Origin of the sequence: Amorphoplanes digitatis, from assembly GCF_014205335.1 — a bacterium.
GTDB lineage: Bacteria > Actinomycetota > Actinomycetes > Mycobacteriales > Micromonosporaceae > Actinoplanes > Actinoplanes digitatus.
In genome coordinates this window covers 244382-268501 of record NZ_JACHNH010000001.1, presented here as the reverse complement: position 1 = coordinate 268501, position 24120 = coordinate 244382, and the positions used below count along the sequence as shown (strand labels likewise).

Annotated in this window: 25 protein-coding genes; 10 read left to right on the top strand and 15 right to left on the bottom strand. The window is 71.2% G+C overall.

Features of this window, described 5'->3' with window-relative positions; translation table 11 throughout:
• Window positions 1-224: 224 nt before the first annotated feature.
• Window positions 225-1082, top strand: a complete 858-nt coding sequence (locus BJ971_RS01280) for an ECF subfamily RNA polymerase sigma factor, BldN family (protein ID WP_239087712.1) — start codon at window positions 225-227, stop codon at window positions 1080-1082.
• 181 nt (window positions 1083-1263) lie between these two features.
• The gene (locus BJ971_RS41935; RefSeq protein WP_184988719.1) at window positions 1264-2403 is read left to right on the top strand and encodes a DUF5667 domain-containing protein; all 1140 of its coding nucleotides are present in this window, start codon (window positions 1264-1266) and stop codon (window positions 2401-2403) included.
• 67 nt (window positions 2404-2470) lie between these two features.
• On the opposite strand, the gene BJ971_RS01270 is transcribed toward BJ971_RS41935, so the two are convergent.
• From BJ971_RS01270 to BJ971_RS01250, 5 genes are all read right to left on the bottom strand, one after another.
• On the bottom strand, window positions 2471-3526 hold the full coding sequence (locus BJ971_RS01270; protein ID WP_184988716.1) for a lysophospholipid acyltransferase family protein: 1056 nt from the start codon (window positions 3524-3526) through the stop codon (window positions 2471-2473).
• Window positions 3523-4617, bottom strand: a complete 1095-nt coding sequence (locus BJ971_RS01265) for an NAD-dependent epimerase/dehydratase family protein (protein ID WP_184988713.1) — start codon at window positions 4615-4617, stop codon at window positions 3523-3525. Before BJ971_RS01265 ends, BJ971_RS01270 begins: the two co-directional genes overlap by 4 nt.
• A gap of 81 nt (window positions 4618-4698) precedes the next feature.
• The gene (locus BJ971_RS01260; RefSeq protein ID WP_007465623.1) at window positions 4699-4800 is read right to left on the bottom strand and encodes a 30S ribosomal protein bS22; all 102 of its coding nucleotides are present in this window, start codon (window positions 4798-4800) and stop codon (window positions 4699-4701) included.
• Window positions 4801-4976: 176 nt separating this feature from the next.
• On the bottom strand, window positions 4977-5189 hold the full coding sequence (locus BJ971_RS01255; protein ID WP_125803603.1) for a helix-turn-helix domain-containing protein: 213 nt from the start codon (window positions 5187-5189) through the stop codon (window positions 4977-4979).
• 188 nt (window positions 5190-5377) lie between these two features.
• On the bottom strand, window positions 5378-6298 hold the full coding sequence (locus BJ971_RS01250; RefSeq protein ID WP_184988710.1) for a proline dehydrogenase family protein: 921 nt from the start codon (window positions 6296-6298) through the stop codon (window positions 5378-5380).
• A 78-nt stretch (window positions 6299-6376) separates the two neighbouring features.
• On the opposite strand from BJ971_RS01250, the gene BJ971_RS01245 reads away from it, so the two are divergent.
• Complete coding sequence (locus BJ971_RS01245) at window positions 6377-6913, top strand: CGNR zinc finger domain-containing protein (protein WP_184988707.1); 537 nt, start codon at window positions 6377-6379, stop codon at window positions 6911-6913.
• On the opposite strand, the gene BJ971_RS01240 is transcribed toward BJ971_RS01245, so the two are convergent.
• Entirely contained in the window at window positions 6900-7721 is an 822-nt protein-coding gene (locus BJ971_RS01240) for a sugar phosphate isomerase/epimerase family protein (RefSeq protein WP_184988704.1), read from the bottom strand. The genes BJ971_RS01245 and BJ971_RS01240 overlap by 14 nt on opposite strands.
• Before the next feature lie 142 nt (window positions 7722-7863).
• On the opposite strand from BJ971_RS01240, the gene BJ971_RS01235 reads away from it, so the two are divergent.
• Window positions 7864-8715: a DUF3109 family protein gene (locus BJ971_RS01235; RefSeq protein ID WP_184998562.1), complete on the top strand. Its 852-nt coding sequence runs from the start codon at window positions 7864-7866 to the stop codon at window positions 8713-8715.
• On the opposite strand, the gene BJ971_RS01230 is transcribed toward BJ971_RS01235, so the two are convergent.
• Window positions 8697-9380 carry a response regulator gene (locus BJ971_RS01230; protein ID WP_184988701.1) on the bottom strand — a complete coding sequence of 228 codons (684 nt, stop codon included), beginning with the start codon at window positions 9378-9380 and terminating at the stop codon, window positions 8697-8699. The genes BJ971_RS01235 and BJ971_RS01230 overlap by 19 nt on opposite strands.
• Before the next feature lie 31 nt (window positions 9381-9411).
• Window positions 9412-10710 (bottom strand): sensor histidine kinase, encoded by a 1299-nt coding sequence (locus BJ971_RS01225; RefSeq protein WP_377884731.1) that lies wholly within the window; start codon window positions 10708-10710, stop codon window positions 9412-9414.
• A gap of 219 nt (window positions 10711-10929) precedes the next feature.
• Here BJ971_RS01225 and phoU point away from each other — a divergent pair, with 219 nt between their 5' ends.
• Complete coding sequence (phoU, locus tag BJ971_RS01220) at window positions 10930-11577, top strand: phosphate signaling complex protein PhoU (protein ID WP_184988695.1); 648 nt, start codon at window positions 10930-10932, stop codon at window positions 11575-11577.
• Window positions 11578-11640: 63 nt separating this feature from the next.
• Here the strand turns inward: phoU and BJ971_RS01215 are convergent, their stop codons facing one another.
• Window positions 11641-12399 (bottom strand): phosphoglyceromutase, encoded by a 759-nt coding sequence (locus tag BJ971_RS01215; RefSeq protein ID WP_184988692.1) that lies wholly within the window; start codon window positions 12397-12399, stop codon window positions 11641-11643.
• 135 nt (window positions 12400-12534) lie between these two features.
• On the opposite strand from BJ971_RS01215, the gene BJ971_RS01210 reads away from it, so the two are divergent.
• Window positions 12535-13977 (top strand): MDR family MFS transporter, encoded by a 1443-nt coding sequence (locus tag BJ971_RS01210; protein ID WP_239087708.1) that lies wholly within the window; start codon window positions 12535-12537, stop codon window positions 13975-13977.
• Window positions 13978-14258: 281 nt separating this feature from the next.
• Here BJ971_RS01210 and BJ971_RS01205 read toward each other — a convergent pair whose 3' ends face one another.
• Window positions 14259-14768, bottom strand: a complete 510-nt coding sequence (locus BJ971_RS01205; protein WP_184988689.1) for a type III secretion system chaperone family protein — start codon at window positions 14766-14768, stop codon at window positions 14259-14261.
• Complete coding sequence (gene mshA / locus BJ971_RS01200) at window positions 14762-16066, bottom strand: D-inositol-3-phosphate glycosyltransferase (RefSeq protein WP_239087707.1); 1305 nt, start codon at window positions 16064-16066, stop codon at window positions 14762-14764. The genes BJ971_RS01205 and mshA overlap by 7 nt, the downstream gene beginning before the upstream one ends.
• A gap of 142 nt (window positions 16067-16208) precedes the next feature.
• Between mshA and BJ971_RS01195 the strand changes: the two genes are divergently transcribed.
• Both BJ971_RS01195 and BJ971_RS01190 read left to right on the top strand, forming a co-directional pair.
• Window positions 16209-16970, top strand: coding sequence for an SDR family oxidoreductase (locus tag BJ971_RS01195; protein WP_184988686.1), 762 nt, complete (start codon window positions 16209-16211; stop codon window positions 16968-16970).
• A complete protein-coding gene (locus BJ971_RS01190; protein ID WP_184988683.1) occupies window positions 16967-17728 on the top strand; it encodes a class I SAM-dependent methyltransferase in 762 nt (253 codons plus the stop codon). Before BJ971_RS01195 ends, BJ971_RS01190 begins: the two co-directional genes overlap by 4 nt.
• A gap of 57 nt (window positions 17729-17785) precedes the next feature.
• Here the strand turns inward: BJ971_RS01190 and BJ971_RS01185 are convergent, their stop codons facing one another.
• Together BJ971_RS01185 and BJ971_RS01180 are read right to left on the bottom strand one after the other, a co-directional pair.
• Complete coding sequence (locus BJ971_RS01185) at window positions 17786-19378, bottom strand: CBM96 family carbohydrate-binding protein (protein ID WP_239087706.1); 1593 nt, start codon at window positions 19376-19378, stop codon at window positions 17786-17788.
• Between the two features lie 237 nt (window positions 19379-19615).
• The gene (locus BJ971_RS01180; RefSeq protein WP_184988680.1) at window positions 19616-20017 is read right to left on the bottom strand and encodes a response regulator; all 402 of its coding nucleotides are present in this window, start codon (window positions 20015-20017) and stop codon (window positions 19616-19618) included.
• A gap of 302 nt (window positions 20018-20319) precedes the next feature.
• Between BJ971_RS01180 and BJ971_RS01175 the strand changes: the two genes are divergently transcribed.
• Together BJ971_RS01175 and BJ971_RS01170 are read left to right on the top strand one after the other, a co-directional pair.
• Entirely contained in the window at window positions 20320-20544 is a 225-nt protein-coding gene (locus BJ971_RS01175; RefSeq protein WP_184998559.1) for a DUF7455 domain-containing protein, read from the top strand.
• 79 nt (window positions 20545-20623) lie between these two features.
• The gene (locus BJ971_RS01170; RefSeq protein WP_184988677.1) at window positions 20624-22444 is read left to right on the top strand and encodes a sensor histidine kinase; all 1821 of its coding nucleotides are present in this window, start codon (window positions 20624-20626) and stop codon (window positions 22442-22444) included.
• Window positions 22445-22447: 3 nt separating this feature from the next.
• Here BJ971_RS01170 and BJ971_RS01165 read toward each other — a convergent pair whose 3' ends face one another.
• Together BJ971_RS01165 and BJ971_RS01160 are read right to left on the bottom strand one after the other, a co-directional pair.
• Window positions 22448-23248 (bottom strand): SRPBCC family protein, encoded by an 801-nt coding sequence (locus tag BJ971_RS01165; RefSeq protein WP_239087705.1) that lies wholly within the window; start codon window positions 23246-23248, stop codon window positions 22448-22450.
• Window positions 23249-23322: 74 nt separating this feature from the next.
• Window positions 23323-24051, bottom strand: a complete 729-nt coding sequence (locus BJ971_RS01160; RefSeq protein WP_184988674.1) for a hydrolase — start codon at window positions 24049-24051, stop codon at window positions 23323-23325.
• Window positions 24052-24120 lie beyond the last annotated feature (69 nt).

Genomic DNA, 24120 nt, shown 5'->3' with positions numbered 1-24120 from the left:
TCCGGTCTGTGTAACGGAGTCCACATCCGTGGGTGAGGTTGCCCTGCCATGCGCGGGCCGCCCCACCCCCTTTTGTTGTGGAGCGGTCTTCAGACCCCCTCATCGACGGCCCGCCGGGTCAAGGAGGCGCAGTGAGTCATGTGTACGCCGGCGATCCGTACAGCCGCGATGTGTTCGCGGCGCGTCTCGCGCTCACGGAGGGCCTGAGCGCCCTCCGCAGGGGCATCGACAACACGATCGCGTACGCGATCCGCAGCGACGGACCCAAGCGGACCCGGAACCGGCCGCACATCAACGAATCTCCGAGCCGGCACCTGCCGCCGACCGGTAACGCGAAGCCGGGTGGCGGGCGGGTCGCCGTGCCCGGGCGCCCACAGGCGCCGCAGCAGGCCGGGCCGGACCGGCGGACGGGCGCCGCCGACGGAGACGCCACCGTCGTCGTACCGACGCAGAGCACGACCGGCCCGCCCAGCGAGTCCGAACCGCCCAAGTATCCGGCGCGCCCCGACCCGGGCGACGCGGCCGCCGAGGTGTGGGCGCTTGTCGAGCGGGCGCAGGCCGGCGAGTCCGCCGCCTTCGGTCTGATCTACGACCGGTACGTCGACACCGTCTTCCGCTTCGTCTACTTCCGGGTCGGTAACCGGCAACTCGCCGAGGACCTCACCTCCGACACCTTCCTGCGCGCGCTCAAGCGCATCGGCAGCTTCACCTGGCAGGGCCGCGACCTCGGCGCCTGGCTGGTCACCATCGCCCGCAACCTGGTCGCCGACCACTTCAAGTCGGGCCGCTACCGGCTCGAGGTGACCACCGGGGACGTCCTGGACGCCGACCGCGAGGACCGCGGGCCCGAGGGCAGCCCCGAGGCCGCCGTCGTCGACCACATCACCAACGTGGCGCTGCTCACCGCGGTCAAGCAGCTCAACCCGGAGCAGCAGGAGTGCATCGTGCTGCGCTTCCTCCAGGGCTTCTCGGTGGCCGAGACCGCACAGACGATGGGCAAGAACGAGGGCGCGATCAAGGCACTCCAGTACCGGGCGGTCCGGGCACTCGCCCGGCTGCTCCCCGACGGGTTCCAGTGGTGACCGCAATTCATCACATGTCGATCTCTGCGGGCTCCAGCGCCCTACCGATACCCGTAACCGCTCCCGCCCGTCGTGCGTTTGTCCGGGTGCGACCAGTGGTGGGCCTTTGGCCCACCGGTTCCGTCGCGACCGCCGGCGAGATCGCCGGCGATTCAGTCACGAGCGAGGGGAGGTGCACACGGTGAACTTCAACATCTTTGATCGCCGGAGCGCCGAGCGCTTCGCGGAGCTTCTCGACGAGACCAACGGCGGCATCCGCCATCACACGCGGGGCCAGGCCGACGAGCAACTCGCCGAACTGGTCGCCATCGGGCACAGCCTCTCCGCGGCACGGTCCGGGGTCCAGGTGGATCTCGAGTTCCGTACCGGCCTGCGAGCGATGCTCGTGGCCACCGCGGAACGGGACGGCATCGGGGCGACCGCCACCGCGCAGGAACGGGCCGAGTGGCAGAAGGATGCCCAACCGGCCCGCAAGCTGTTCGGCCGCCGGATCCGCGCCCGCGGCGCGATCGTCATCGGCGTCGCCGCCGGTGCCATGGCCGTCTCCGGAATCTCCGCCGCGAGCGAGAACGCCGCGCCGGGCGACGCCCTGTACGGCGTCAAGCGTTCGACCGAGCGCGCCCAGCTGGCCATGGCCGGATCCGATGTCACCCGGGGTCAGCTGTCGCTGACGTTCGCCCGCAACCGCCTCTCCGAGGCGGCCTCGATGGAGGGCGACGACCCGAGCTTCGGCGACGTGCTCGACGACATGGACAACGACACCCGGCAGGGCGTCAAGCTGCTCAACTCGGCGGCCGTCACCCGCCGGGACAAGGCACCGCTGGACTCCGTCGACACCTTCGTCGGCAGCCAGAGCCGGGTACTCACGGCGCGGCTGGACCGGCTCGACGCGAACAACCAGGCGCGGGCACTGCAGTCGTTGAGCCTCCTCGACGCCGTGCACGACCGCGCCGCGGACCTGCGCGCCGGCCTGAGGTGCGACACTGTGACGCAGTCCGGCAGCGACGCCATCGGGCCCAAGCTGCGCGAGTGCGCGACCGGCGCCGCGACCACCACGGCTCCCGGCTACCAGCAGGGTCACGGTCAGAAAGAGGCGACGACCGGCGGCGACAAGGGCAAGAAGGCCAAGCCGAGGACCAGCGGCAGCCCGACGGCCGACCCGGCCACCGGCGGCACGCCCGGCTCCCGGAACTACGTCGACCCGTCGGCGGATCCGTCGGACCTGCCGGACGCGCGGAACTCGGACGCACCGTCCGACGCACCGGCCGAAGAGGACAAGGGCCTGCTGGGCGGGCTGCTGGGCGGCATCTTCGGAAGCTGAGCCTGCGCAACACGTGGCGAGGGGCGGTGTCGGACTTCACGAGTCCGGGCCGCCCCTCACTTTCAGATTAGCGGCCGAACGGGTCCGGACGCTTCTCCAAAAGGGAATGAATCGTTGCCTGAATGGTCTCGCGCACCTCGTCGGCGAGGTTGTAGACGATCATCGGATCGTCCGCGTGCTCGGTGAGGTGCGCCGTCGGGATCGGCGGGCAGAACTCGATGAGCCACTTGCTGGGCAGCGGGACCAGGCCGAGCGGCCCGAGCCACGGGAACGTCGGCGTCACCGGGAAGTACGGCATGCCGAGCAGCCGGGCCAGCGGCTTGAGATCGGCGATGATCGGATAGATCTCCTCGGCGCCGACGATGGCGACCGGGATGATCGGGGTACCGGTGCGCAGCGCCGCGGAGACGAACCCGCCCCGGCCGAAGCGCTGTAGCTTGTAGCGCTCCGAATAGTGCTTGCCGATGCCCTTGAAGCCCTCGGGGAAGACGCCGACCAGTTCGCCCTCGCGCATCAGCCGCTCGGCGTCCGGGTTGCAGGCCACCGTCGCGCCGGCCTTGCGGGCCAGTTCGGACAGCACCGGCATGCGGAACACCAGGTCGGCGCCGAGCAGCCGCAGATGCCGGTCCTGCGGGTGCTTGTCCCGCAGGGCGACCGTGAGCATGAGCGCGTCGAGCGCCACCGTGCCGGAGTGATTGCCGACGACGAGCCCGCCGTCGAACTCCGGGACGTTCTCGATGCCGAAGACCTCGGTGCGGAACCAGTCCCGGTAGAGCACCTTCAGCATCGGGTGGAAGACGGCGTCGGTGAGCTCGGGATCGAAGCCGAAGTCGTCGATCTCGTAGGTGCCGGCCAGCCGCCGCCGGAGGAAGGCGAGCCCGCTCGCCACCCGCTGGTCCCAAACGTCGACCACGCCGACGGGCTCCGTCGCCGTCTCCGGTTCGGCGGCCGGCTCCTGCGGGGTGTCCGAGCCGACCAGGTCCGGGGCGGACGGGGTCTCGGCCGCCTCGCGGGCGGGCCGCCGGCCGGGTCGCCGGCCGTTCAACGGCTTACCCGGCGCGGCGACGGGCAGCTCGAAGTCGGAGTGCCCGGGCAGCGCCGCATGAAACTCGTCCTGGGTCATAGCTGCACGCGCTCCTGGTCCTGCGTCGCCGCGACGTCCTGCGTCGCCGCGGCCCGGACCCGGCGGATGCCGTCGAGGATGGCCCGCTCCGCGGCGGCCAGCCGGTCGGCGCTCAGCGACGCGCCGTTGCGGTGCCCGTTGATGAAGTCGTCGAAGGCGGCGGCGGTGGAGCGCGGCGCGAACCCGAACTCCCTGACCAGGCGGGTCGTGTCGACCACCCGGCCGTGCACGAACAGGTCGATCTGGTCCAGTCCGATCTGGCCGATGCCGACGTTGCGGGCGACCGCGGCGACCGACGACAGCGTGCCCTCGGGCAGCGGCAGCGAGATCCGGCCGGCCCGGCGCACGGCCTGGGAGAGCGCGAGAACGCCCTCGCCGGCCACGTTGAACGTGCCCGGGTGGTCCTCGACCACGGACCGGTGCAGGATCTCCAGCGCGTCGTCGACGTGCACGAACTGGAGCCGGGCGTCGCGGCCCAGCACGGTGGGCACCAGCGGCTGAGAGAAGTAGCGGGTCAGCGACGTCTCGGCGGTCGAGCTGATGAACGGCGCGAACCGCAGCACGGTGGCGCCGACCTCGGGACGCCGCCGGCGGAAGCCGCGCACGTAACCCTCGATGTCGAGGATGTCCCGGGCGAACGAACCGCGGGGCACGGCCCGGGGCTCGGTGTCCTCGGTGAAGACGGCCGGATCGCGGAACGAGGCGCCGTACGCGGCCGTCGAGGAGCGCACCACCAGCTTGCGCAGCTTCCCGGCGCTCTGCGCGCCGGCGAGCAGCTGCATGGTGCCGATGACGTTCTGTTCCTTCATCGCCGAGCGGCCGCCGCCGTCGGGGTCGGGCGCGCTGGTGACCGCCAGGTGCACGATCACCTCGGCGCCCAGCTCGGCGAGGACACCGGCCGAGGCGCGCGCGTCGGCCTGGATCAGCTCGACGTCCGTCAGCAGGCCCGACAGGGCCGGCGACGGTTCGTGCGGATCCAGGCCGATGACACGTTCGACGCGAGGGTCCGCGGCAAGCCGGGACGCAACGCGGGCACCGAGGAATCGACTTACCCCGGTGACCACGACGACCCTCGGCGGGGCCGCGGGCATGGACGTCACCACGGGCGCGCCTTTCGCATGCGGCGGTGCTGGGTGCAAGTGAGCTGGCCGGGCGTCACGCCCGGCCGGTGATCACTTGCCGAGACGGCGACGCTGGACGCGGGTCTTGCGCAGCAGCTTACGGTGCTTCTTCTTCGCCATACGCTTGCGACGCTTCTTGACCACGGAGCCCATACGAAATGCCTCTCGAAACCATGTGGGGCCGGTCCCTGCACACCCGCAGGCGCACCCGACCGAGCTTGACGGCGGCTCGCCCCGCACCCGGCGCCGTTTGGACGCACGCGGATATCAGGGGGCGAACCGCTCCAGCGTAGCGGCCCGGCGGACCCAGGACCAACACGGCCCCGGGGTCAGGCGGTTTGACTGAACGCTCCGCGCAGATACGTGTGGACGGCGTGCTCCGGTACGCGGAACGAGCGACCGACACGCACGGCGCTCAGTTCACCGCCGTGCACGAGCCGGTAGACGGTCATCTTGGATACCCGCATGAGCGCGGCGACCTCGGCCACGGTCAGGAAGCGCACCTCTGCGAGGCGCTCCTCGGCTTGGGCTGGACCCGTCATCTCCTCGCACCGATCCTTTCGCAGGCGCCTCCGCCGCGGCCGGTCAGGCCTTGCGCCGCGGCGGGCGGGCGCGCGTGTCATCAGTACGGTATCGAGACTGTTGTGACCAAGGCGATGCGTTCCGTGAAATAACCACAAAAAGTCAAGCCGACACGCCACATGAGGCGCGTTTTACCCCGAAAGATGACTTACTTCCGACTAACGAGTGCTTTGCCGAAGAACGCCACATTTGCCGGGCGCTCGGCCAGGCGGCGCATCAGGTAGCCGTACCACTGGTCGCCGTAGGGGACGTAGACGCGCACGTTGTGGCCGACGGCGGCGAGCCGGGTCTGCTCCTCCGGGCGGGTGCCGTAGAGCATCTGGATCTCGAACTCGTCGGCCGAGCGGTCGAACCAGCGCGCCCGGTCCTCGGCGATGGCGATCAGCCGCGGGTCGTGCGTCGCGATCATCGGGTAGCCGTCGCCGGACATCAGGATGTTGAGGCAGCGCACGTACGCCTTGTCGACGTCGAGCGCCGACTGGAACGCGACCGACTCGGGCTCCGCATAGGCGCCCTTGCAGAGCCGCACTCGCGACCCCGAGGTGGCCAGCTCGCGGCAGTCCCCCTCGGTCCGGCGCAGGTACGCCTGTAGCACCGCACCGGTCGACGGGTGGTCCTTGCGCAGCTCGGCGAGGATCTCCAGCGTCGAGTCCGTGGTGGTGTGGTCCTCGGCGTCCAGCGTGACCGTGGTGCCGGCGTCGGCGGCCGCGGCGCAGATCTCCCGCGCGTACTCGTACGCCATCCGGTCGTCGACCTTCTGCCCCAGCGCGGACAGCTTCACGCTGACCTCGGCCGCCGGCGTGAGCCCCGCGGCCTTGAGCCGGCCCAGCAGGGTCAGGTACTGGTCGCGGGTAGCGGTCGCCTGCTCCGCCGTGAGGGTGTCCTCGCCCAGGTAGTCGAGGCTGATCCCGAGGCCGTCGTCGGCGAGCTCGCGGCTCGTGCGCAGGGCGTCGTCGACACCCTCGCCGGCGACGAATCGACGGACGATGCCTTTGGTGACCGGGGCGGTGGAGACCAGCCGCTCCATCCGGGACGACCCGGCGGCGGCGAGAAAGACGGAACGGAGCATGGTCCGAGCGTATCCTTCGTAGCCGCGCCAGTCGCCGCGGAGCTGTGTTGTCGCCCGAGGTGAGGCTACGGTTATCGGGTGAACTTCGATGCGTACGCGCGTACGGCGGTCGAGCTGGTCAACGTCGGGCTCGGCGATCTCGACGGGCTCAGATCCCTGTTCAACGAGGATCTTGTCTGGATGCGCGACGAGGTCGGGGAGAAGGACCTCGGGTCGTTCCGCCGCGCACAGCGCCGGCTGCGCGACATCTTCGAGTACGGCACCACGGGCCGCGACGCCGAGGTCGTCACGGAGCTGAACGCCCTCCTCGAGGCATATCCGGTGCAGCCACGCATCTCCGGGCACGACGCCTCCGACTGGCACATGCACGTCACCAGCCGCGGCGCGTCCGTGAGCTCGGAATATCTGGCCGGCGCCGTCTGGGGCCTGTCCGTGTGGCTGTGCGAGTACGGCAGCGCCCGCTTCGGCATCTGCGCCGACGAGCGCTGCGGCAACGTCTACCTCGACACGTCGTCCAACAACTGCCGGCGCTTCTGCTCCGAGCGCTGCGCGACCCGTTCGCACGTGGCGGCGCACCGCGCCCGCAAGCGCGCCGCGACGCTCACCCCCGCGTAACCGCCGGGGTCGCCGAGGCGGCCGGCGCGAGGTGGTGCCGGGCGAAGGCGAGTGACTCCCGCAGGTCCGCCTCGCGGACCGCGCGGCTTGTCACCTTGCGGGTGGAGACCTCCAGCGCCACCGAGCCCCGGAAGCCCCGGCCCGCCAGCGACCGCAGCAACTCGGCACAGGGCTGGTTACCGCGCCCCGGCACCAGGTGCTCGTCGCGGCCCTCGCCGGTGCCGTCGCCCAGGTGCACGTGCTTGAGGCCCGAGCCCATCCGGTCGGCCATGACCAGCGAGTCCGTCCGCGAGGCGGCGGCGTGCGACAGGTCGAGCGTGTACGCGTCGTAGCCTGCCTCGGTCGGATCCCACCCCGGCACGTACGGCACGAAGTTCCGGCCCGCCATCCGCACGGGGTACATGTTCTCGATCGCGAAGCTCGTGTCCGGGTGCCGGGTCTGCACCTTGGCCAGGCCGGCGGCGAAGTTGCGGGCATAGTCGCGCTGCCAGGTGAAGGGCGGGTGCACGACAACGGTCGGCGCGCCAAGCGCCTCGGCCAGCCCGGCGGCGCGGTTGAGCCGCTCCCACGGGTCCGGGCTCCAGACCCGCTGGGTCACCAGCAGGCAGGGCGCGTGCACCGAGAGGACCGGCACGCCGTAGTGGGCGGCGAGGCCCTGGAGGGCACCGGCGTCCTGGCTTACGGCGTCGGTCCAGACCATGACCTCGACACCGTCATAGCCCACCGTCGCCGCCATCTCGAATGCCGCGGCGGTCGGCTCGGGGAAGACGGAGGAACTGGACAGGAGAACGGGGACACGGAAGGCCACCGGTCAAGGGTAGACCCGTCCGGCACGCCCGCCGGGTCCTCCGTCGGGGTAAACAGTGGCAAACCAGACGCCTTGACGGGCGGCGGTCACCCACGCGCGTACGCTGTCGCAGGTGAGCCGCCGCACCCAGATTCGCATCGTGATGGACGAGGCGGCCGCCGCCCGCGGCCGCGAGGTCTCCCTGGACTTTCCCCGTGAATGGATCGAGTTCACCGACCCGGCCGACGACCAGCACGTGGTCCGCGCCGACCTGACCTGGCTGCTGTCGCGGTGGACCTGCGTGTTCGGGTCGGCCTGCCACGGCATCATCGCCGGCCGCCCGCAGGACGGCTGCTGCTCGCACGGCGCGTTCTTCACCGACGCCGACGACGAGAACCGGACCAAGAGCGCTGCGGCCCGGCTGACGCCCGAGACCTGGCAGCACTACCGGCGCGGGTTCAAGAACTACACCGAGATGGACACCGTCGACGGCGCCAAGCCGGCCCGGCGCACGGCGACGCAGTCCGCCGACGGGCCGTGCGTCTTCCTCAACGACGCCGACTTCGCCGGGGGCGGCGGCTGCGCGCTGCACGCACAGGCGCTGCGCGACGGGGTGCACCCGCTGACCTACAAGCCGGACGTGTGCTGGCAGCTACCGGTGCGCCGCGAGCAGGACTGGACCAAGCGGCCGGACGGCAGCAAGTACCTGCTGTCCACGCTCACCGAGTTCGACCGGCGCGGCTGGGGACCCGGCGGGCACGACCTCGACTGGTGGTGCACTTCCTCGCCGGACGCGCACGTCGGCACCGAGCCGATGTACCGGACGTACGCGCCGGAACTGGTCGCGCTGATCGGCCAGGACGCCTACGACGAACTGGCCCGGCTCTGCGACGTCAGGCTGCGGTCGCCGCTTGCCGCGCCGCACCCGGCGACGGTCGCCGCGGAGGCGGCCCGGGCACCGCAGAAGCGCGCCGGGCGAGGCCCGGCGGCACCCACTCACGGCTCGAACTTGTAGCCCAGACCACGCACGGTGACGATGTAACGCGGGGCCGACGGCTCCGGCTCCACCTTGGAGCGCAACCGCTTGACGTGCACGTCCAGGGTCTTCGTGTCGCCGACGTAGTCGGCGCCCCAGACGCGGTCGATCAGCTGACCGCGGGTCAGCACCCGGCCGGCGTTGCGCAGCAGGAGTTCGAGCAGCTCGAACTCCTTGAGCGGCAGCTGCACTCCCGTGCCGTCCACGGTCACCACGTGCCGTTCCACGTCCATCCGGACCGGGCCCGCCGCCAGCGTCGGCGTCGTCACCTCGGCCGGCTCCGAGCCCTGGCGGCGCAGGACCGCACGGATCCGGGCGACCAGTTCGCGCGGCGAGTACGGCTTGGTGACGTAGTCGTCCGCGCCGATCTCCAGGCCGACGACCTTGTCGATCTCGCTGTCCCGTGCGGTGACCATGATGATCGGCACGCTTGAGCGCTGCCGCAGTTGCCGGCACACCTCGGTGCCGGACATCTCGGGCAACATGAGGTCCAGCAGGACGATGTCGGCGCCGGTCCGGTCGAACTGCGTCAGCGCCGAGGTTCCGGTCGGTGCGACCGATACCTCGAAGCCCTCCTTGCGCAGCATGTACGACAGAGCGTCGGAGAACGACTCCTCATCCTCGACCACGAGCACGCGAGCCAATGGGGGTTCCTTCCTTAGGGGCCGGCCTGTTTCAGGCCGAAGGGAGCCCGGCCGCGCCGGACTCGATCTCAATCGCCGGGGGTAACGGCATAGGTACCTCCGGGGGGCGCGCCGGTAGGCGCAGAGTGAATGTCGAGCCACCGCCGAGCGTGCTGGTCACGTCGACGCGACCGCCGTGGTTGGTGGCGATGTGCTTGACGATGGCCAGGCCGAGCCCGGTGCCGCCGGTCGAGCGCGAGCGGGCCTGGTCGGCGCGGTAGAAGCGCTCGAAGATCCGGTCGACGTCGTGCGGTGCGATGCCGATGCCCTCGTCGGTGACGTCGATCTCGATCCAGTCGTCGTCCTCGCGCATGGCCAGCGCCACCCGGGTGTTCTCGCCCGAGTAGGCGATCGCGTTCTCGACGAGGTTGCTCACGGCGGTGGCGACCTGGCTGTCGCTGCCGTACACGGTCGCGCCACGCGGGCCGGCGTACACGACCTCGATGCCCTTTGCCGACGCCGTGGTGCGGGTCCGGTCGATCACCTCCGCGATGACCCAGTCCAGGGCGACCGGCACCGGGGTGGGCAGCGGCTCCGCGCCCTGTAGCCGGGTCAGCTCGAGCAGCTCGTTGACGAGCCGGCCCATCCGGGCGGACTCGTGGTGGATGCGCTCGGCGAACCGGCGCGCGGCGACCAGGTCCTCGGACTGCTCAAGTGCCTCCGCGGCCGGCAGCTCGGTGGCGTCCAGCAGCGCCTCGGCGAGCAGCTGGAGCGCGCCGATCGGGGTCTTCAGCTCGTGGCTGACGTTGGCCACGAAGTCACGCCGGACGCGGGCCAGCCGGTGCGATTCGGTGACGTCCGCGGCCTCGACGGCGACGTGGGTTGCGTTCAGGGCGACGGCGCGCAGGTGCAGCCCGAGCGGCGCGTGCGCACCGCCCGCGCGACCCCGGGGCAGGTCCAGCTCGACCTCGCGGCGCACGCCCGTGCGCCGCACCTGGCCGGCCAGCGTACGCAGGATCGGGTGCGCCGCGATCGTGCCGGGAGCGCCGCCGGAGCGCAGCAGCCCCATCGCCCGCGCCGCCGGGTTGACAAGTACGGGCTCGTCATCGGCGTCCAGCACGACGACGCCGACGCGCAGCGAGTCGAGGCTTTTGCGACCGAGGCCCTTGAGTCCGTGTTTGCCCGTACGCTCGTCGTCGGTGTCGATCTCTCGTCCCCCCTCAGCCGGCCGGGCGGCCGGAGCGTCGTCGGGCTCCGGTCCGGCCGAGCCGGCCGGGCGGGCCCTGGACAGCAGGAACCCGGCCACCACGCCGATGGCGAGGGCGGCGAGAGCGAGGGTTATGCCGTACACCGGATTCACGCTGCGATCGTAGGGGCATTGTTTACCTGAACCGTACGTCCAGCCGGACAAACCCGGCGTGCTTCGAGCAATGTTCACCACCCGGCCCGGCGTCGTTCACCGCCGTTCATGTTCAGGCCGCCGTGCACCCCTAGCGTTGCCTCAGCAACCCCTGCTCACAAAGGCTGCCGACCCGATTAGGGCAGCCCCGAACCCCCGGGACGAGAAATCATGCGCGAGGAGTTTCAGGCCGACCTGACGGAGGTCAGCCGCCTGTTGGTGACGATGGCCGAGTCGGTACGCGCCGCGATGCGCAAGGCGACAACGGCCCTGCTGACCGCCGACCGGGAGGCAGCCAACGCGGTCATGGAACGCGACGCCGAGGTCGACGAGGTCTACCGCCAGGTCGAGGCGAAGGTGGCGGACAGCATCGCCCGGCAGGCGCCGGTCGCCTCCGACCTGCGGACGCTCATCACCGCCCTGCACATCTCCGCCGACCTGGAGCGGATGGGCGACCTGGCCGAGCACGTCGCGAAGACCGCGCTGCGCCGGCACCCGTCGCCGGCGGTGCCCGCCGAACTGCGGCCCGTCTTCCGGCAGATGGCCGAGGCCGCCGACCGCATGGCCGAGAAGATCACCACAGTTCTCGCCAGCCCCAACGCCGACCTGGCCGCGGAGCTGGAGAAGGACGACGACGCCATGGACGACCTGGAGCGCGACCTGTTCAAGGTGCTGCTGCACGACGACTGGCCGTACGGCGCGGAGACCGCGATCGACGGCGCACTGCTGGGCCGCTTCTACGAGCGGTACGCCGACCACGCCGTGAACGCCGGCGAGCAGATGATCTACATGATCACCGGCGAGCCGGTCACCGGCTGACCCGGAAACGCGAAACGCCGGGACGCCACGGGGGTCCCGGCGTTTCCGGCCGTCCGGTCCGGGTCAGCGGCCCTGGCTGGCGACCGCCGCGGCGGCCTCCTTGGCCAGTTCCGGGTCGAGGTACGCGCCGCCGGCGGTGACCGGGCGCAGGTTGTCGTCCAGGTCGTAGCGCAGCGGGATGCCGGTCGGGATGTTCAGCTTCGCGATCGCCTCGTCCGAGACCTGGTCGAGGTGCTTGACGATCGCGCGCAGCGAGTTGCCGTGCGCGGCGACCAGCACCGTCTGGCCGGAGAGCAGGTCCGGCACCACCGCGTCGTACCAGTACGGAAGGGCGCGCTCGAGGACGTCCTTGAGGCACTCGGTGCGCGGCTTCAGCTCCGGCGGCAGCGCCGCGTAGCGCGGGTCGGCGAACTGCGAGAACTCGTCGTTCTCGCCGATCGGCGGCGGCGGTGTGTCGTAGGAGCGGCGCCAGAGCATGAACTGCTCCTCGCCGTACTCCTGGAGGGTCTGCTTCTTGTCCTTGCCCTGTAGTGCGCCGTAGTGGCGCTCGTTGAGCCGCCAGTGGCGCCGCACCGGGATCCAGTGCCGGTCGGCGGCGTGCAGGGCGATCTCGGAGGTCCGGATCGCGCGCCGCAGCACGCTGGTGTGCACGACGTCGGGCAGCAGGCCGTGCTCCTTCAGCAGCTCGCCGCCGCGTCGCGCCTCGGCCTCGCCCTTGGCGTTGAGGTCGACGTCGACCCAGCCGGTGAAGAGGTTCTTGGCGTTCCACTCGCTCTCGCCGTGCCGCAGCAGTACAAGGGTCCCCACAGTCATGCCCTCCATCCTGCCGCAGGCCGGGCGCGGTCGTGCGCGGACCCCGGGTGGCGACCAACACGTGGAAATCATGCTGCGCCGGCAACCGAAGATCCGTAACTTGTAAGGCTGCGACGATTGTTCGGTGCTTACGGGGGTTTACGCGTGCGCGGATGGCTACAACAGGCGGCCGGCGGGCTGCCGCGGCAGTTCTGGTTCCTCTGGACCGGCACGCTGATCAACCGACTCGGCTCGTTCGTCGTCGTCTACCTGGCCATATATCTCACCGGGCAGCAGCACTTCAGCCAGAGCCAGGCCGGGCTCGTGCTCGGCGCGTACGGGGTCGGCGGGGCGGTCGGCACCATGACCGGCGGCGTGCTCACCGACCGCTGGGGCCGCCGGCCGACGATGCTGACCGCGCAGTTCGGCGCGGCCACGCTGATGGTCGGCCTCGGCCTCGCGCAGGGCTTCTGGCAGATCCTCCTGGGAGCGCTGCTCCTCGGCGCGTTCGCCGAGGGGGTCCGCCCCGCGTTCCAGGCCATGATGGTCGACGTGGTCCCGGACTCCGACCGGGTCAGGGCCTACTCGCTGAACTACTGGGCGGTCAACCTGGGCTTCGCGAGCGCGGCCGTCCTGGCCGGCCTCGCCGCCCAGTTCGACTACCTGCTGCTGTTCCTTGTCGATGCGGGAACGACGCTGGTCACGGCCATCATCAGCCTGATCTTCCTGGCCGAGACCCGCCCACACCGCGCGCCACCGGCGGCGGGGCCCCGGCGCGGCGGCCCGGGACTCGGGACGATCTTCCGCGACCGGACCTTCATGACCTTCGTGGCGCTGAACTTCTTCATCGTCCTGGTGATCATGCAGCACCTCTCGGCCATGCCGATCGCGATGAGCGCGGACGGCCTGAGCCCGGCCACGTTCGGCTGGGTGATCGCGATCAACGGCCTGATGATCGTCGCGGGGCAGCTCTTCGTCCCGAAGCTGATCGACGGCCACGACCGGTCGCGGGTCCTTGCCCTGTCCACCCTGATCATCGGCGTGGGTTTCGGGGTGAACGCCTTCGCCGGCACGGCGGCGCTGTACGCCGTCTCCGTGGTGATCTGGACCGTCGGCGAGATGCTCCAGTCCCCGTCGAACTCGGCGCTGATCGCGGAGCTGTCGCCGGCCCAGCTGCGCGGCCGGTACCAGGGCGTGAACTCCCTGTCCTGGTCGGCGGGCGCGGCGCTGGCCCCGATCGTCGGCGGCTTCGTGCAGCAGCACCTGGGCGGCACGGTGCTCTGGCTGGGCTGCGCGGCGATCGGCGTACTCGTCGCGGCCGGGCAGATCGTCTCGGGCCCCGCCCGTGAGCGCCGCGCCAAGGCCCTGCGCGAGCGCGCACCCGTGCACCCGGTCGCCGTCGAGACCGTCGCCGCCGAGACCGTCGCACCGCCCGTCGCGGTCGTGTTGCCGCCCGCCGGGAGCGCCGTCCCGCGCCAAAGGCGACGCCGGCCACCGTCAGGTCCGGGTTCCGGCCCTCGAACGAGCGTCCCGAGGGGTCCGAACCGGGCCATATCCGATCGGGCCGACCGGGTTACCCGGAAGGGTGACAACGGGCCGGACGTCTGATTCGCGCATCATCCGTGAGGCTTGAGTTGCCTCATGTGACGGTTCAGACAGATGGCAGACAGCCAACTGGCTTGTGGCCCTCGACCGGCCCAACTAGCGTGGTCGATGGACGCCGAGCCGTCAGTTCGGGGAACGGGTCGACCCTCTGGGTCACCGCGGATCGGCGTTCGGGGACGGGTGGCATAAGCCGTTGGGGGACGGCGCGACCCGAGACCGGCGGTTAGTGCGGGCGACGCCTATGGGGATGGGCGTCGCCCGCCGCCGCCGGCGCTTTCTTTTTCCTACCCCTCAGCCTTCGAATCCAACTTCGGATCGGCGAAGTGTGCGAAGGCCTGGAGGTTGGCCAGGGACTCGCCACGCTTGACCCGCCACTCCCATTCGCGGCGGATCGAGCTGCCGAAGCCGATCTCCAGCATCGAGTCGAAGGACTCGTCCGCGTACGTCAGGACCGCGCCGAGCAGCCGGTCGAGCTCGTCGGCGTCCAGGCCCTTCAGCGTGACCCGGCCGGTCAGGTAGACGTCGCCGGAGCCGTCGATCGAGAAGCCGACGCCGTACATGCGGGCGTTGCGGCGCAGCAGCCAGGCCCAGAGCTCCTCGTGCTTCTCGTCCGGGTGGCGCATCACGAAAGCCTCGATGCGCAGCGCGTGCTCGCCGACGATGAGGTTGCAGGCCGTCTTGAGCTTGTGTGTGCCGGGCAGCGTCACCACCCAGGACGAGTCCCCGGTCGGCTCGCACGGCAACTCCCGCTCCGCGCAGACCCGCTCGATCAGCTCACCGACGTCGCTCACCATGAGAACGAGCCTGCCAGACGCGCCGCGATCAGCGCACGATGCTCGGTCACCGCCTCGCGGTAGACCCGCAACAGCCCGTCCGCCGTCCGGTCCCAGGAGAAGTTCCTGGCGTGCCGGACGGCGCCGGCCGAGAGCTGGGCGCGGCGCGCCGGCGCCACCAGCAGACCCGTCAGCACCCGGGCCCAGTCGCCCGGGTCGTGGCCGTCGACAAGCACCCCGCTCACGCCGTCGGTGACGGCCGTGACCAGGCCGCCGACCGCCGCGGCGACCACCGGGGTGCCGCAGGCCTGCGCCTCGAGCGCGACCAGGCCGAACGACTCGTTGTGCGACGGGACGGCGACCAGGTCGGCGGCCCGGTAGAGCCCGGCGAGCGCCTCACCGGTACGCGGCGCGATGAAGCGCACCTTGTCGGAGACCCCGAGCGAGGCGGCCAGCTCGATCAGCGAGGTGGGCCGGTCCAGGCCGCTGCCGCTGGGCCCGCCGCAGATCACCACCGTCACGTCCTCGTCCCGCAGCGGTTCCGAGGCAAGCGCCCGGATCAGGACGTCCGGACCCTTGAGCGGCTGGATCCGGCCGACGAACGCGACGACGTACCCCCGCTCGGGCAGGCCCAGCCGGCGCCGGTCCGCGGCCTTGACCGACCGGGGGCGGAAACGCTCCAGGTCGACGCCCGGCTGCACCACCGTGAGCCGGGTCGGGTCGGCGGCGTAGGAGCCGACCAGGTCCCGCGCCTCGAACCGGGTGTTGGCCACCAGGCGGTCCGCCTCCGCGATGACCTGCTCCTCGCCGATGACGCGCGAATTGGGTTCCGGCCGGTCCCCCTCGGCGATGAGGCGATTCTTGACCTTGGCGAGGGTGTGCGCGGTGTGCACGTGCGGCACACCCCAGCGCTCCCGGGCCAGCCAGCCGACCTGCCCGGACATCCAGTAGTGGGAGTGGATCAGGTCGTACGAGCCGGGCGGCCGGGCGGCCTCGGCCCGCAGCACGCCGTTGGTGAAGGCGCACAGCTGCGACGGCAGCTCCTCCTTCGACAGGCCCTCGAACGGGCCGGCCGTGACGTGCCGCACGGTCACGCCGGGCGCCATCTCCACCACCGGCGGCAACTCGCTCGACGTGGCCCGGGTGAAGATCTCGACCTCGACGTCGCGCTCGGCCAGCCGCTTGGAGACCTCGACGATGTACACGTTCATGCCGCCGGCGTCGCCGGTGCCGGGCTGCTCCAGCGGCGAGGTGTGTACCGAGAGTGTGGCGATGCGCCGGGGTGTCGGCCAGCGGCCTGCGGCCCGCAGCTCAGCCACGTCGTGTCCCTTCGAAAGGCGGTAAAACGTAACGGGCAACTGTTACGCCGTCGTTCATCTTCCCCATCTCCGGGGCCCGAACCCAATGCCAGGACGCCGGGGGTGACCCAGCTCTCCCGCACGGGTGAGGCAGGATCAAAGGATGGTGCAGAAGAACATCGCAGTCGTCACCGGGGCATCCAGCGGCATCGGCGCGGCGACCGCACGCCGGCTCTCCGCCGAAGGTTTCCACGTGGTGGCCGCGGCCCGCCGGCTGGACCGGCTCGAGAAGTTGGTCGCGGAGATCGGCCCCGACGCCACCGCGGTCGCCTGCGACGTTACGTCCGACGCTTCGGCCGCGGCGCTGGCCGCCGCCGTGACCGGCCTCGGCGCCCCGGTGACCCTGCTTGTCAACAACGCGGGCGGCGCGCGGGGGATGGACCCGGTGGCCGGCGGCTCGGTCGCCGACTGGCAGTGGATGTACGACGTGAACGTGCTGGGCACCCTGCGCGTCACCCAGGCCCTGCTGCCCGCGCTCGAGGCGAGCGGCGCCGCAACGGTGGTGACCGTCGGCTCCACCGCCGCCTTCACGGTCTACGAGGGTGGCGGCGGCTACACGGCCGCGAAGCACGCGCAGACCGCGCTCGTCGGCACGCTGCGCCTGGAGCTCGCCGGGCGGCCGGTCCGGGTCGTCGAGATCGACCCCGGCATGGTGCGCACCGAGGAGTTCTCGCTCAACCGGCTCGGCGACCCCGAGAAGGCCGACGCGATCTACGCCGGGGTGCGCGAGCCGCTTGTCGCGGACGACATCGCCGACTGCGTCGCGTGGGTCGCGACTCGCCCGCAGCACGTGAACATCGACCGCCTGGTGGTGCGCCCGATCGCGCAGGCCGCGCAGCACAAGGTGGTTCGCGAGCCGAGGTGAACCCCGCCAGGAAGCCGCTCGGCGCCGTCACCCGGGGCACCACCAACCCCAACCGGCTGCGCCGGGTCGACAACTTCATCGCGTACCGGTGCGGTGAACTGCTCGCGGCCGCGGCGGCGCCGCTGGTCGTGGATCTCGGTTACGGCGCGACGCCGGTCACGGCGGTCGAGCTGCGCCGCCGCCTCGCCGACACGGTCCGGCCGGACGTCGCGGTCGTCGGCCTCGAGATCGATCCGGTCCGGGTCGCCGACGCCCAGCGGTACGCGGACCCGCCGCTGCTCGAGTTCCGCCGCGGCGGCTTCGAGCTGGCCGGCCTGAGCCCGGTGGTGGTGCGCGCGTTCAACGTGCTGCGCCAGTACGCCGAGGACGAGGTCGCGGCGGCCTGGGCCACGATGACCGGCACCGGCGCGCTGCTGGTCGAGGGCACCTGCGACGAGCTCGGCCGGATCGCCACCTGGGCGGTCGCGGACGCGGCCGGCCCGCGGACGCTCACGCTGTCCGCGCGACTGTCCGATCTGGATCATCCGGCAACGTTCGCCGAGCGGCTGCCGAAGGCCCTGATCCACCACAACGTGCCCGGTTCGGCCGTGCACGACCTGCTCCTCGCGCTCGGCGCGGCGTGGGACGCGTCGGCGACACCGTTCGGGCCCCGGCAGCGCTGGCTAGCCACGGTCGCGAAGTTCCGGGAGCGGTGGCCGGTGCTGGACGGCCCGGCCCGCTGGCGCCGCGGCGAGCTGACCGTGCCCTGGCCCGGATAGCCGACCGGGCCGGCCCGCAAATGCGGACCGGCCCGGTTTTCGGGGGGTGAATGAGGCTTACTTGCCGATGGTCACCTTGAACATCGGGTCCGACGCGACCTTCTTGAATGCTGCCAGGCTGCTGGCCGTCGAGTTCACCGAGATGTCCCGGTCGCCCTCGTCGTCCTTGGCGGTGTCGAAGTAGACGATCGCCTTGACCGCCGGGTGCGCCTTGAGCTCGGGCACCACGGTGTTGAACGCCGGCGCCTTGTCAGTGATCGACTTGGTGCGGTGGTACATGCCCCACTCGGCGACCATGATCGGCTTCTTCGGGTGGTTCTTGACCGCCCAGTCGTACCAGCCGAGGCCGCCGCCGGTGGGCTGCCGGTCGAGGATGTCGCCCATGTCGCCGTAGTGGTAGTAGCCCTTCTCGACGCTGACGTACGAGTCGAGGCCGATCCAGTCGACGTAGGCGTCGCCCGGGTAGAGGTCCTTCCACCAGGACTGCGCCATCCACTTCTCGTTACCCATGTACGCGATCACGTTGACGGCGTTGGTGACCCCGTTGGCCCGCAGGCGGGTGATCACGTGGCGGTACATCGCCGCGTAGTCCTTGGCCGTCATGCCGGACGAGGCCGAGGTGGACACGTCGTTCTCCGGCTCGTGGTGCAGCGCGAGGAAGAACTTCTGCTGGTAGTTCTTCTTGACGTACTCCGACCACTTGTCGATCCGGGCGTCCTGCGCGCCGGCCGCGACCTTGGCCCAGGTCGAGTTGTAGGCGACCTTCCAGTTGAGCAGGAGAACCCGCGGGTTCTTCGGGTCCTGCGTCATGGCGATCTCGGCCTTGGTGGGGAACTGCTCGTCGCCCTTGTGGTACGTGTGGTAGATCGACGCGGTGCGGCCGGTCAGCGCCTCCCAGTCCTTGAGGGCCTGGTCGCGCGGCGTGTCGGTGAAGCCGCCGGCCGCGGCGCCCCAGAGCACGCCGCAGGACGGCACGAGCAGCGCGTCGGTGACGCACTCGGCCGGCGCCGTCACCGGCGGGGTCGCCGGGGTGGACGGCTTGGCCGACGTCGTCGTGGTCTTCTTGGTGGTGATCACCAGCTCCGGGCCGCCCGAGGTGGCGGTGCCGTACTCCATCGAGCGCAGCCGGGTGACGGCGTTGGTCGAGGCGGACTTGAGCGCGAACGCGTACGTGCCGGCCTTGTTGACCACCTTGGACACGTTGAAGGTCAGCGTCTTGTCGGTGGTCTTCGGCTTGAGCGAGGCGACCAGGGAGCCGGTCTTCGGTGCGTTGGCCGCGGTGACGGTCTTCTCCGACCACGAGTTCGGCACCGAGAAGACGTTCAGCGTCGCGGCGACAGGGGTGCCGTCCACCGGCAGCCGCAGTTCCGCGCCGGTAACGGTCTCGCCGGCCGCCACCTTCGGCGCGAACTTCAGGTAGGACATCCGGGTCTCCCCCGACTCCTTGCCCACCACCAGCTTGTCGGCTGCGCCGAAGTTGACGGTCTTACGCGTGCTCGAGGTGTACGCGTCGTCGCTGGTGTAAGTGGTCCTCGTGCCGGTCGTGGTCGTCGTGGTCGCCGCGTTCGCCGGGGGAGTCAGCGCGAATCCCCCGCCGGCGACAACGACGCCCGTCAGTGCGATTCCGATGGTCCCTCGCCTGGCCCCCACGTAGATCCCCCCTGAGTGTCAAACATTCGCTGTCTGACATTCAGGTTCGAGGCGGACGGGTGCCGGCCCGGGAAGCGGACGGGTGCGTGCCGGTTGCCGTCCGCCGGGGCGGAGGGTGGGCGGCACCGGGCCGGGACACTGAAAGGGTTTTCGGCCGGTTCGACCCGGCCGATCGGCCGTAACCGGTACGCGAGAGCGCCGCCGGACCCGGTCCGGCGGCGCCCTACACGGCGGTCGTCACATGCTGGGTGCGCGGTCGGCGAGTACCGCCCGCAGCGCCTCCAGCAGCACGTCTGAGGTGAACGGCTTCATGACCAGCCGGGCGTCCTCGGCGATCTGGCCCTTGGCCACCGCGATGTCCTTGGGCAGGCCGGAGATGTAGACGACGCCCATATCGGTACGCATGCCGGTCGCGGCGCGGGCCAGCTCACCCCCGCCGACGCCCGGCAGGCCGAGGTCGGTGACGAGCACGTCGATCGCGCCGGCGTGGTCGCGGCACACCTCGAGGGCCTGGTCAGCGTCGGCCGCCATCAGGGTCTCGAAGCCCCGGCGCTCGAGCATCCGGCGCACGATGTCGCGCAGGTCCTCCTCGTCGTCGACGACGAGGACCGTTGGACGCTCCTGCGGAACCTCCGGCATTGGGGCCTCCTCGATGCTTGTCACAACACGCTATCGGCGGGCGGGCACACCGGTGCCGCTTTCCGGGCTTTCGGAGCACCGGCCCGCGTACCGGCGTCCGCTTGCGGCGACGGGCGTACCCGACGCGCCGATCGGGTGGGTCTGAGACGGATCGGCGCTCGTGTCCGGCCCGTCCGGCCCTGGGTTGCCGGCGGGTAGCAGGGTCCCGGCACGGAACCCTCGCGCTAAGCCGCCCCGGCCGCGGACCGAAGTGACCCCTGACAGAGACCGCCGCACTGCCACTCAGCCAGGAGAGAGCGATGATGACCACCATGCTGTCGCCCGAGATCGTCACCGTCCCGTCCCTGGTCGACCGCTGCGACAGCTGCATCGCCGCCGGAAAGGCGGAGATCGTACTGACCACCGGCGGCACGCTGGTGTTCTGCGGACACCACGCGAACAAGAACGCGGGCAAGCTGAATCCGGTCGCCGCCCGGATCACCGTCGGGGACGGCTTCGAGTGGGCGATGCAGTCTCCACCGGCGTGACCACTTGATCACATCCGCCGCGATATGATCGCTCCCTCGCACTTGGGCCGAAACGCCCATATTTAGAGGGGTTCCACCGGTGCAGATCGCGGCGCTCGACGTGGGCAGGCTGTCCCGGATCTTCGCCGGGTGCGCCGGGATCACGGTGGTCGTCGCCGGCGTCTTCAGCCTGTCGACCTCGCCGGTGCCCGCGGGAGAGAACGTACTGACGTCGAGCCCGGCGGCCGCACTCGTGGCCGCCGGGCTCGCTCTCGTCCTGCTCGCTCCGGAACGCGGCGGACCGGCGCTGCGCGGCGCCGGCTACCTGCTCGCGCTCCTCGCCGCGGCGCTCGGCGGCGCCACCCTGGAGCGCCACCCGGCCGCCGGGGTCGCCACCATGCTCGCCGGCCTGGCCCTGGCCTGCATCGACATCCGGTTCCGGCGCTCCGGCGTGCAGACCCGGTTCCGGGTCGCCGACCCGCTGCTGGCCGGCACCGCGATCATCGCCCTGGTCGCCATGGTCCCGCGGATGTTCGCGCCGACGTTCCCGGGCGGCGGCGGACCGGACAGCGTCATGGCGCCCTACCACGGCGGCACACTGCTCGCCCTGGCCGTCGGCGCCATCCTGGCCCGCCCGGAGGCGGGCCCGCTGCGCACCGGCGCGGCCGCGGGGGCCGGCAGCAAGATCCGGCACACGCTGCCCGTGCTCATCGCCCTGCCGGTCGTGGCCGCCCTGATCAGCGCGTTCGCGGTCCGTACCGGGATCAGAAGCCCGGCGGGCGCGATCAGCATCGGCGTGACCCTCGCCGCCCTCGCCGTGCTGGCCCTGATCGCCCTGCTGGTGCGCTCGCTCGAGAGCGCCGACCGCCAGCAGCGCGAGCTCGTCGCGGAGCTGCGGGAACGCCGGGAGTTCGCCGACACGCTGCTCCAGTCGATGAACGAGGCGGTGATGGTCCTCGACGCCAACCACCGGGTGATCGACGTGAACCGGCGCTGGCGGGAGCTGACCGGCAACACCCGGCCGCCCGGCCCGGAACCGGCCGAGGTCCCGCCCGCCGGCACCGGGGACTGGGTGGTGCGGCACGCCGACGGCACCGACATCCCGGTGCTGGCCACCATGGCGGCGATCCCGGACGCCGACGGGCGTGCCCGGGCGTACGTGGCGACCTACGTCGACATCGCCGACCGCAAGCGCGCCGAGGACAGGCTGAGCGAACGCGCCGCCGAGCTGGAGCGCAGCAACGAGCGGCTGCGCGAGTCGAACAGCCGGCTGGAGGCGGCGCTGGCCTTCAAGAACGACCTGACGTCGATGCTGACCCACGACGTCGCGCAGCCGATCAGCTCGATCGCCAGCCTCTCCGAGCTGCTCTCCGCGGACTGGTCCGAGCTGGGTGAGGACATCCGCCTCGAGCTGGCGACGAAGATCGACAAAAACACCCATCGGCTCATCAAGATGATGAACGACCTGCAACTGCTCTTCCGGCTGGACACCGGCACGGTCACCGCGCGGCGCACCCCGGTGCCGGTGCTCGACGTCGTCACCTCGGTCGTCGAGGAGCTGGGCTGCGCGGACGGCGTGGAGATCGTCATCGACGACGACGTCTCCTCGCTGGCCGACCGGCAGCACCTCTGGCACGTGGTGCGCAACCTGCTCAGCAACGCGATCCAGTACGGCGAGCCGCCGCTGGAGGTCCGCGCCGAGCGGCACGCCGAGTCCGTCGTGCTGACGGTGCGCGACAGCGGCGACGGCATCCCGGAGGAGCTGATCCCGCACCTGTTCGACCGGTTCATGCGCGGCGCCGGGCTCGGGCTCTTCATCGTGCGCCACCTCGTGGAAGCGAACGGGGGCTCGGTCCGCTATGAGCGGGCCGAGCCCCACGGCGCGGAACTGATCGTGACTCTCGAGTCGGCGTCCCTCTGACCGCTACCAGTCCTGGGAACTGCCGCGCTCCTCCTCGTTGACGGCCCCGTCGGTGCGGCCGTCGCGGGCGCTCATGGCCTTGCCGCCCATCGGCGCCGCGCCACCCGCCGCGCCGCCGCTCATCGAGAGGGTGCCGCCGATGCGGCGGCCGGGTGCGAGCACGTCGTCGAGGTCGGCGGCGCTGCTGATGCCGGGCGCCGAGGTGATGTCGACGTCGGTGCCGCGCTCCGCGTTGCTGAACCCGCCGGCGCTGGTGCCCCAGCCGGCGCCGGGCTGCGGGCGGCCGCCGCGAGCGCGGGTCGCGACCGAGGCCGGCGAGGCCGGGTCGAGCATCTTGCCGCCCATTCCGGAAAGGTCCTTCGAGCTGGCACCCAGGTCGGCGGCGGCGGGCCAGCCGGCCTCGATCAGGCTCTTGAAGGTATTCAGGTCGGACTTGAGCTGACGGCTCAGCGACGCCTGGCCGTGCCGGTCGCTGGGCATCAGGTACGCGACGTCGGCCTCGAGCTGCGCGACGATCTGTGTGCGCATCTCACCCATCGGCCGCAGGGTGATCGTCTCCGCGAGCATCGGCCCCTCGGTGGTCGTCCAGGAGACCCTTTCGTCCAGGGTGCACTCGGTGATCTGTGCGTCGAACTCCCGGCGGTGACCCTCGACCTCCATGACCCAATGCGTCTGATCGTTGCCGATCCGGGTCACCTGCTGCACACCGGTCATGAATTGCGGATAGTTCTCGAATGCCTCGAGTTGTTGGTACACCGTGTGCAGCGGGGCACCGATCTCGACGGCCTGCTGGACCATACTCATGGCATCTCTCCCATGCTGAAGTGCTGGCATGACCGAGAGTACGTATGTGATTACGCTACGCGTTTGATTTCGGATCAGACCCGGCGCAGGTACTGCCAGCGGCCGACCTCGCCCGCGTATCGGGCGTCACTCGCCGCCAACAGGGCCACATTCGCCTCACGCAGCATGGCCACCAGCCGGGGCGCCGGGCTGCGCCACGCCTCGCTGATCTCGACCGCGGTTCCGGTGAGCCGGCAGGCGGCGGCGAGCGCGTCCACGAGCTCCGGGGTCAGCACGGCGTCGTCGATGCCGACCTGGGCCAGCAGGCTCAGCGGGCGGGCCAGCTGCGTCGGCGCGTACCGGGAGGCACGCTCTATGCCCTTGATCGTCGCGGCGACGGTGGCCTCGGCGACCTGGTCCGGGGTGAGCCGCCCGGCGGCGATCATGGCCCGCACGTCGCGGGGCGCGATCAGGCCCTCGGCCAGCGGCAGCCGGGACACCGACACCGACACCACCTCGAGATGCCCGAGATCGGCCGGCCAGGCCAGCCAGCCGTCGGGCTGGACGACCTCGACCTCGGCGCCGACCCGCAGGCTGAGCTCGGTGCGCAGGCGGGCGCGGCGGATGGTGTCCGCGTACGCGGGCAGCCAGGCCGTCTCCGGCCCCACCTGATCGGCGAACGTGACAGTCGTCAGCCCGGCCTTGTCGGCGGCCGAGACCACGACGCCGACGCTGTCCCGGCCCGCGGCGAAACCGGTGTGCACGTGCGCGTCGGTCCGCAGGTCGAGGGCGGCGACGGGCGCGGCAAGGGTGGTGCCGTTCATGACCGATTCGTGTTCTGCAACCACGAAGACTCCCGAGACACGTCCGTATGACGAGCCCATCTCGTCCTG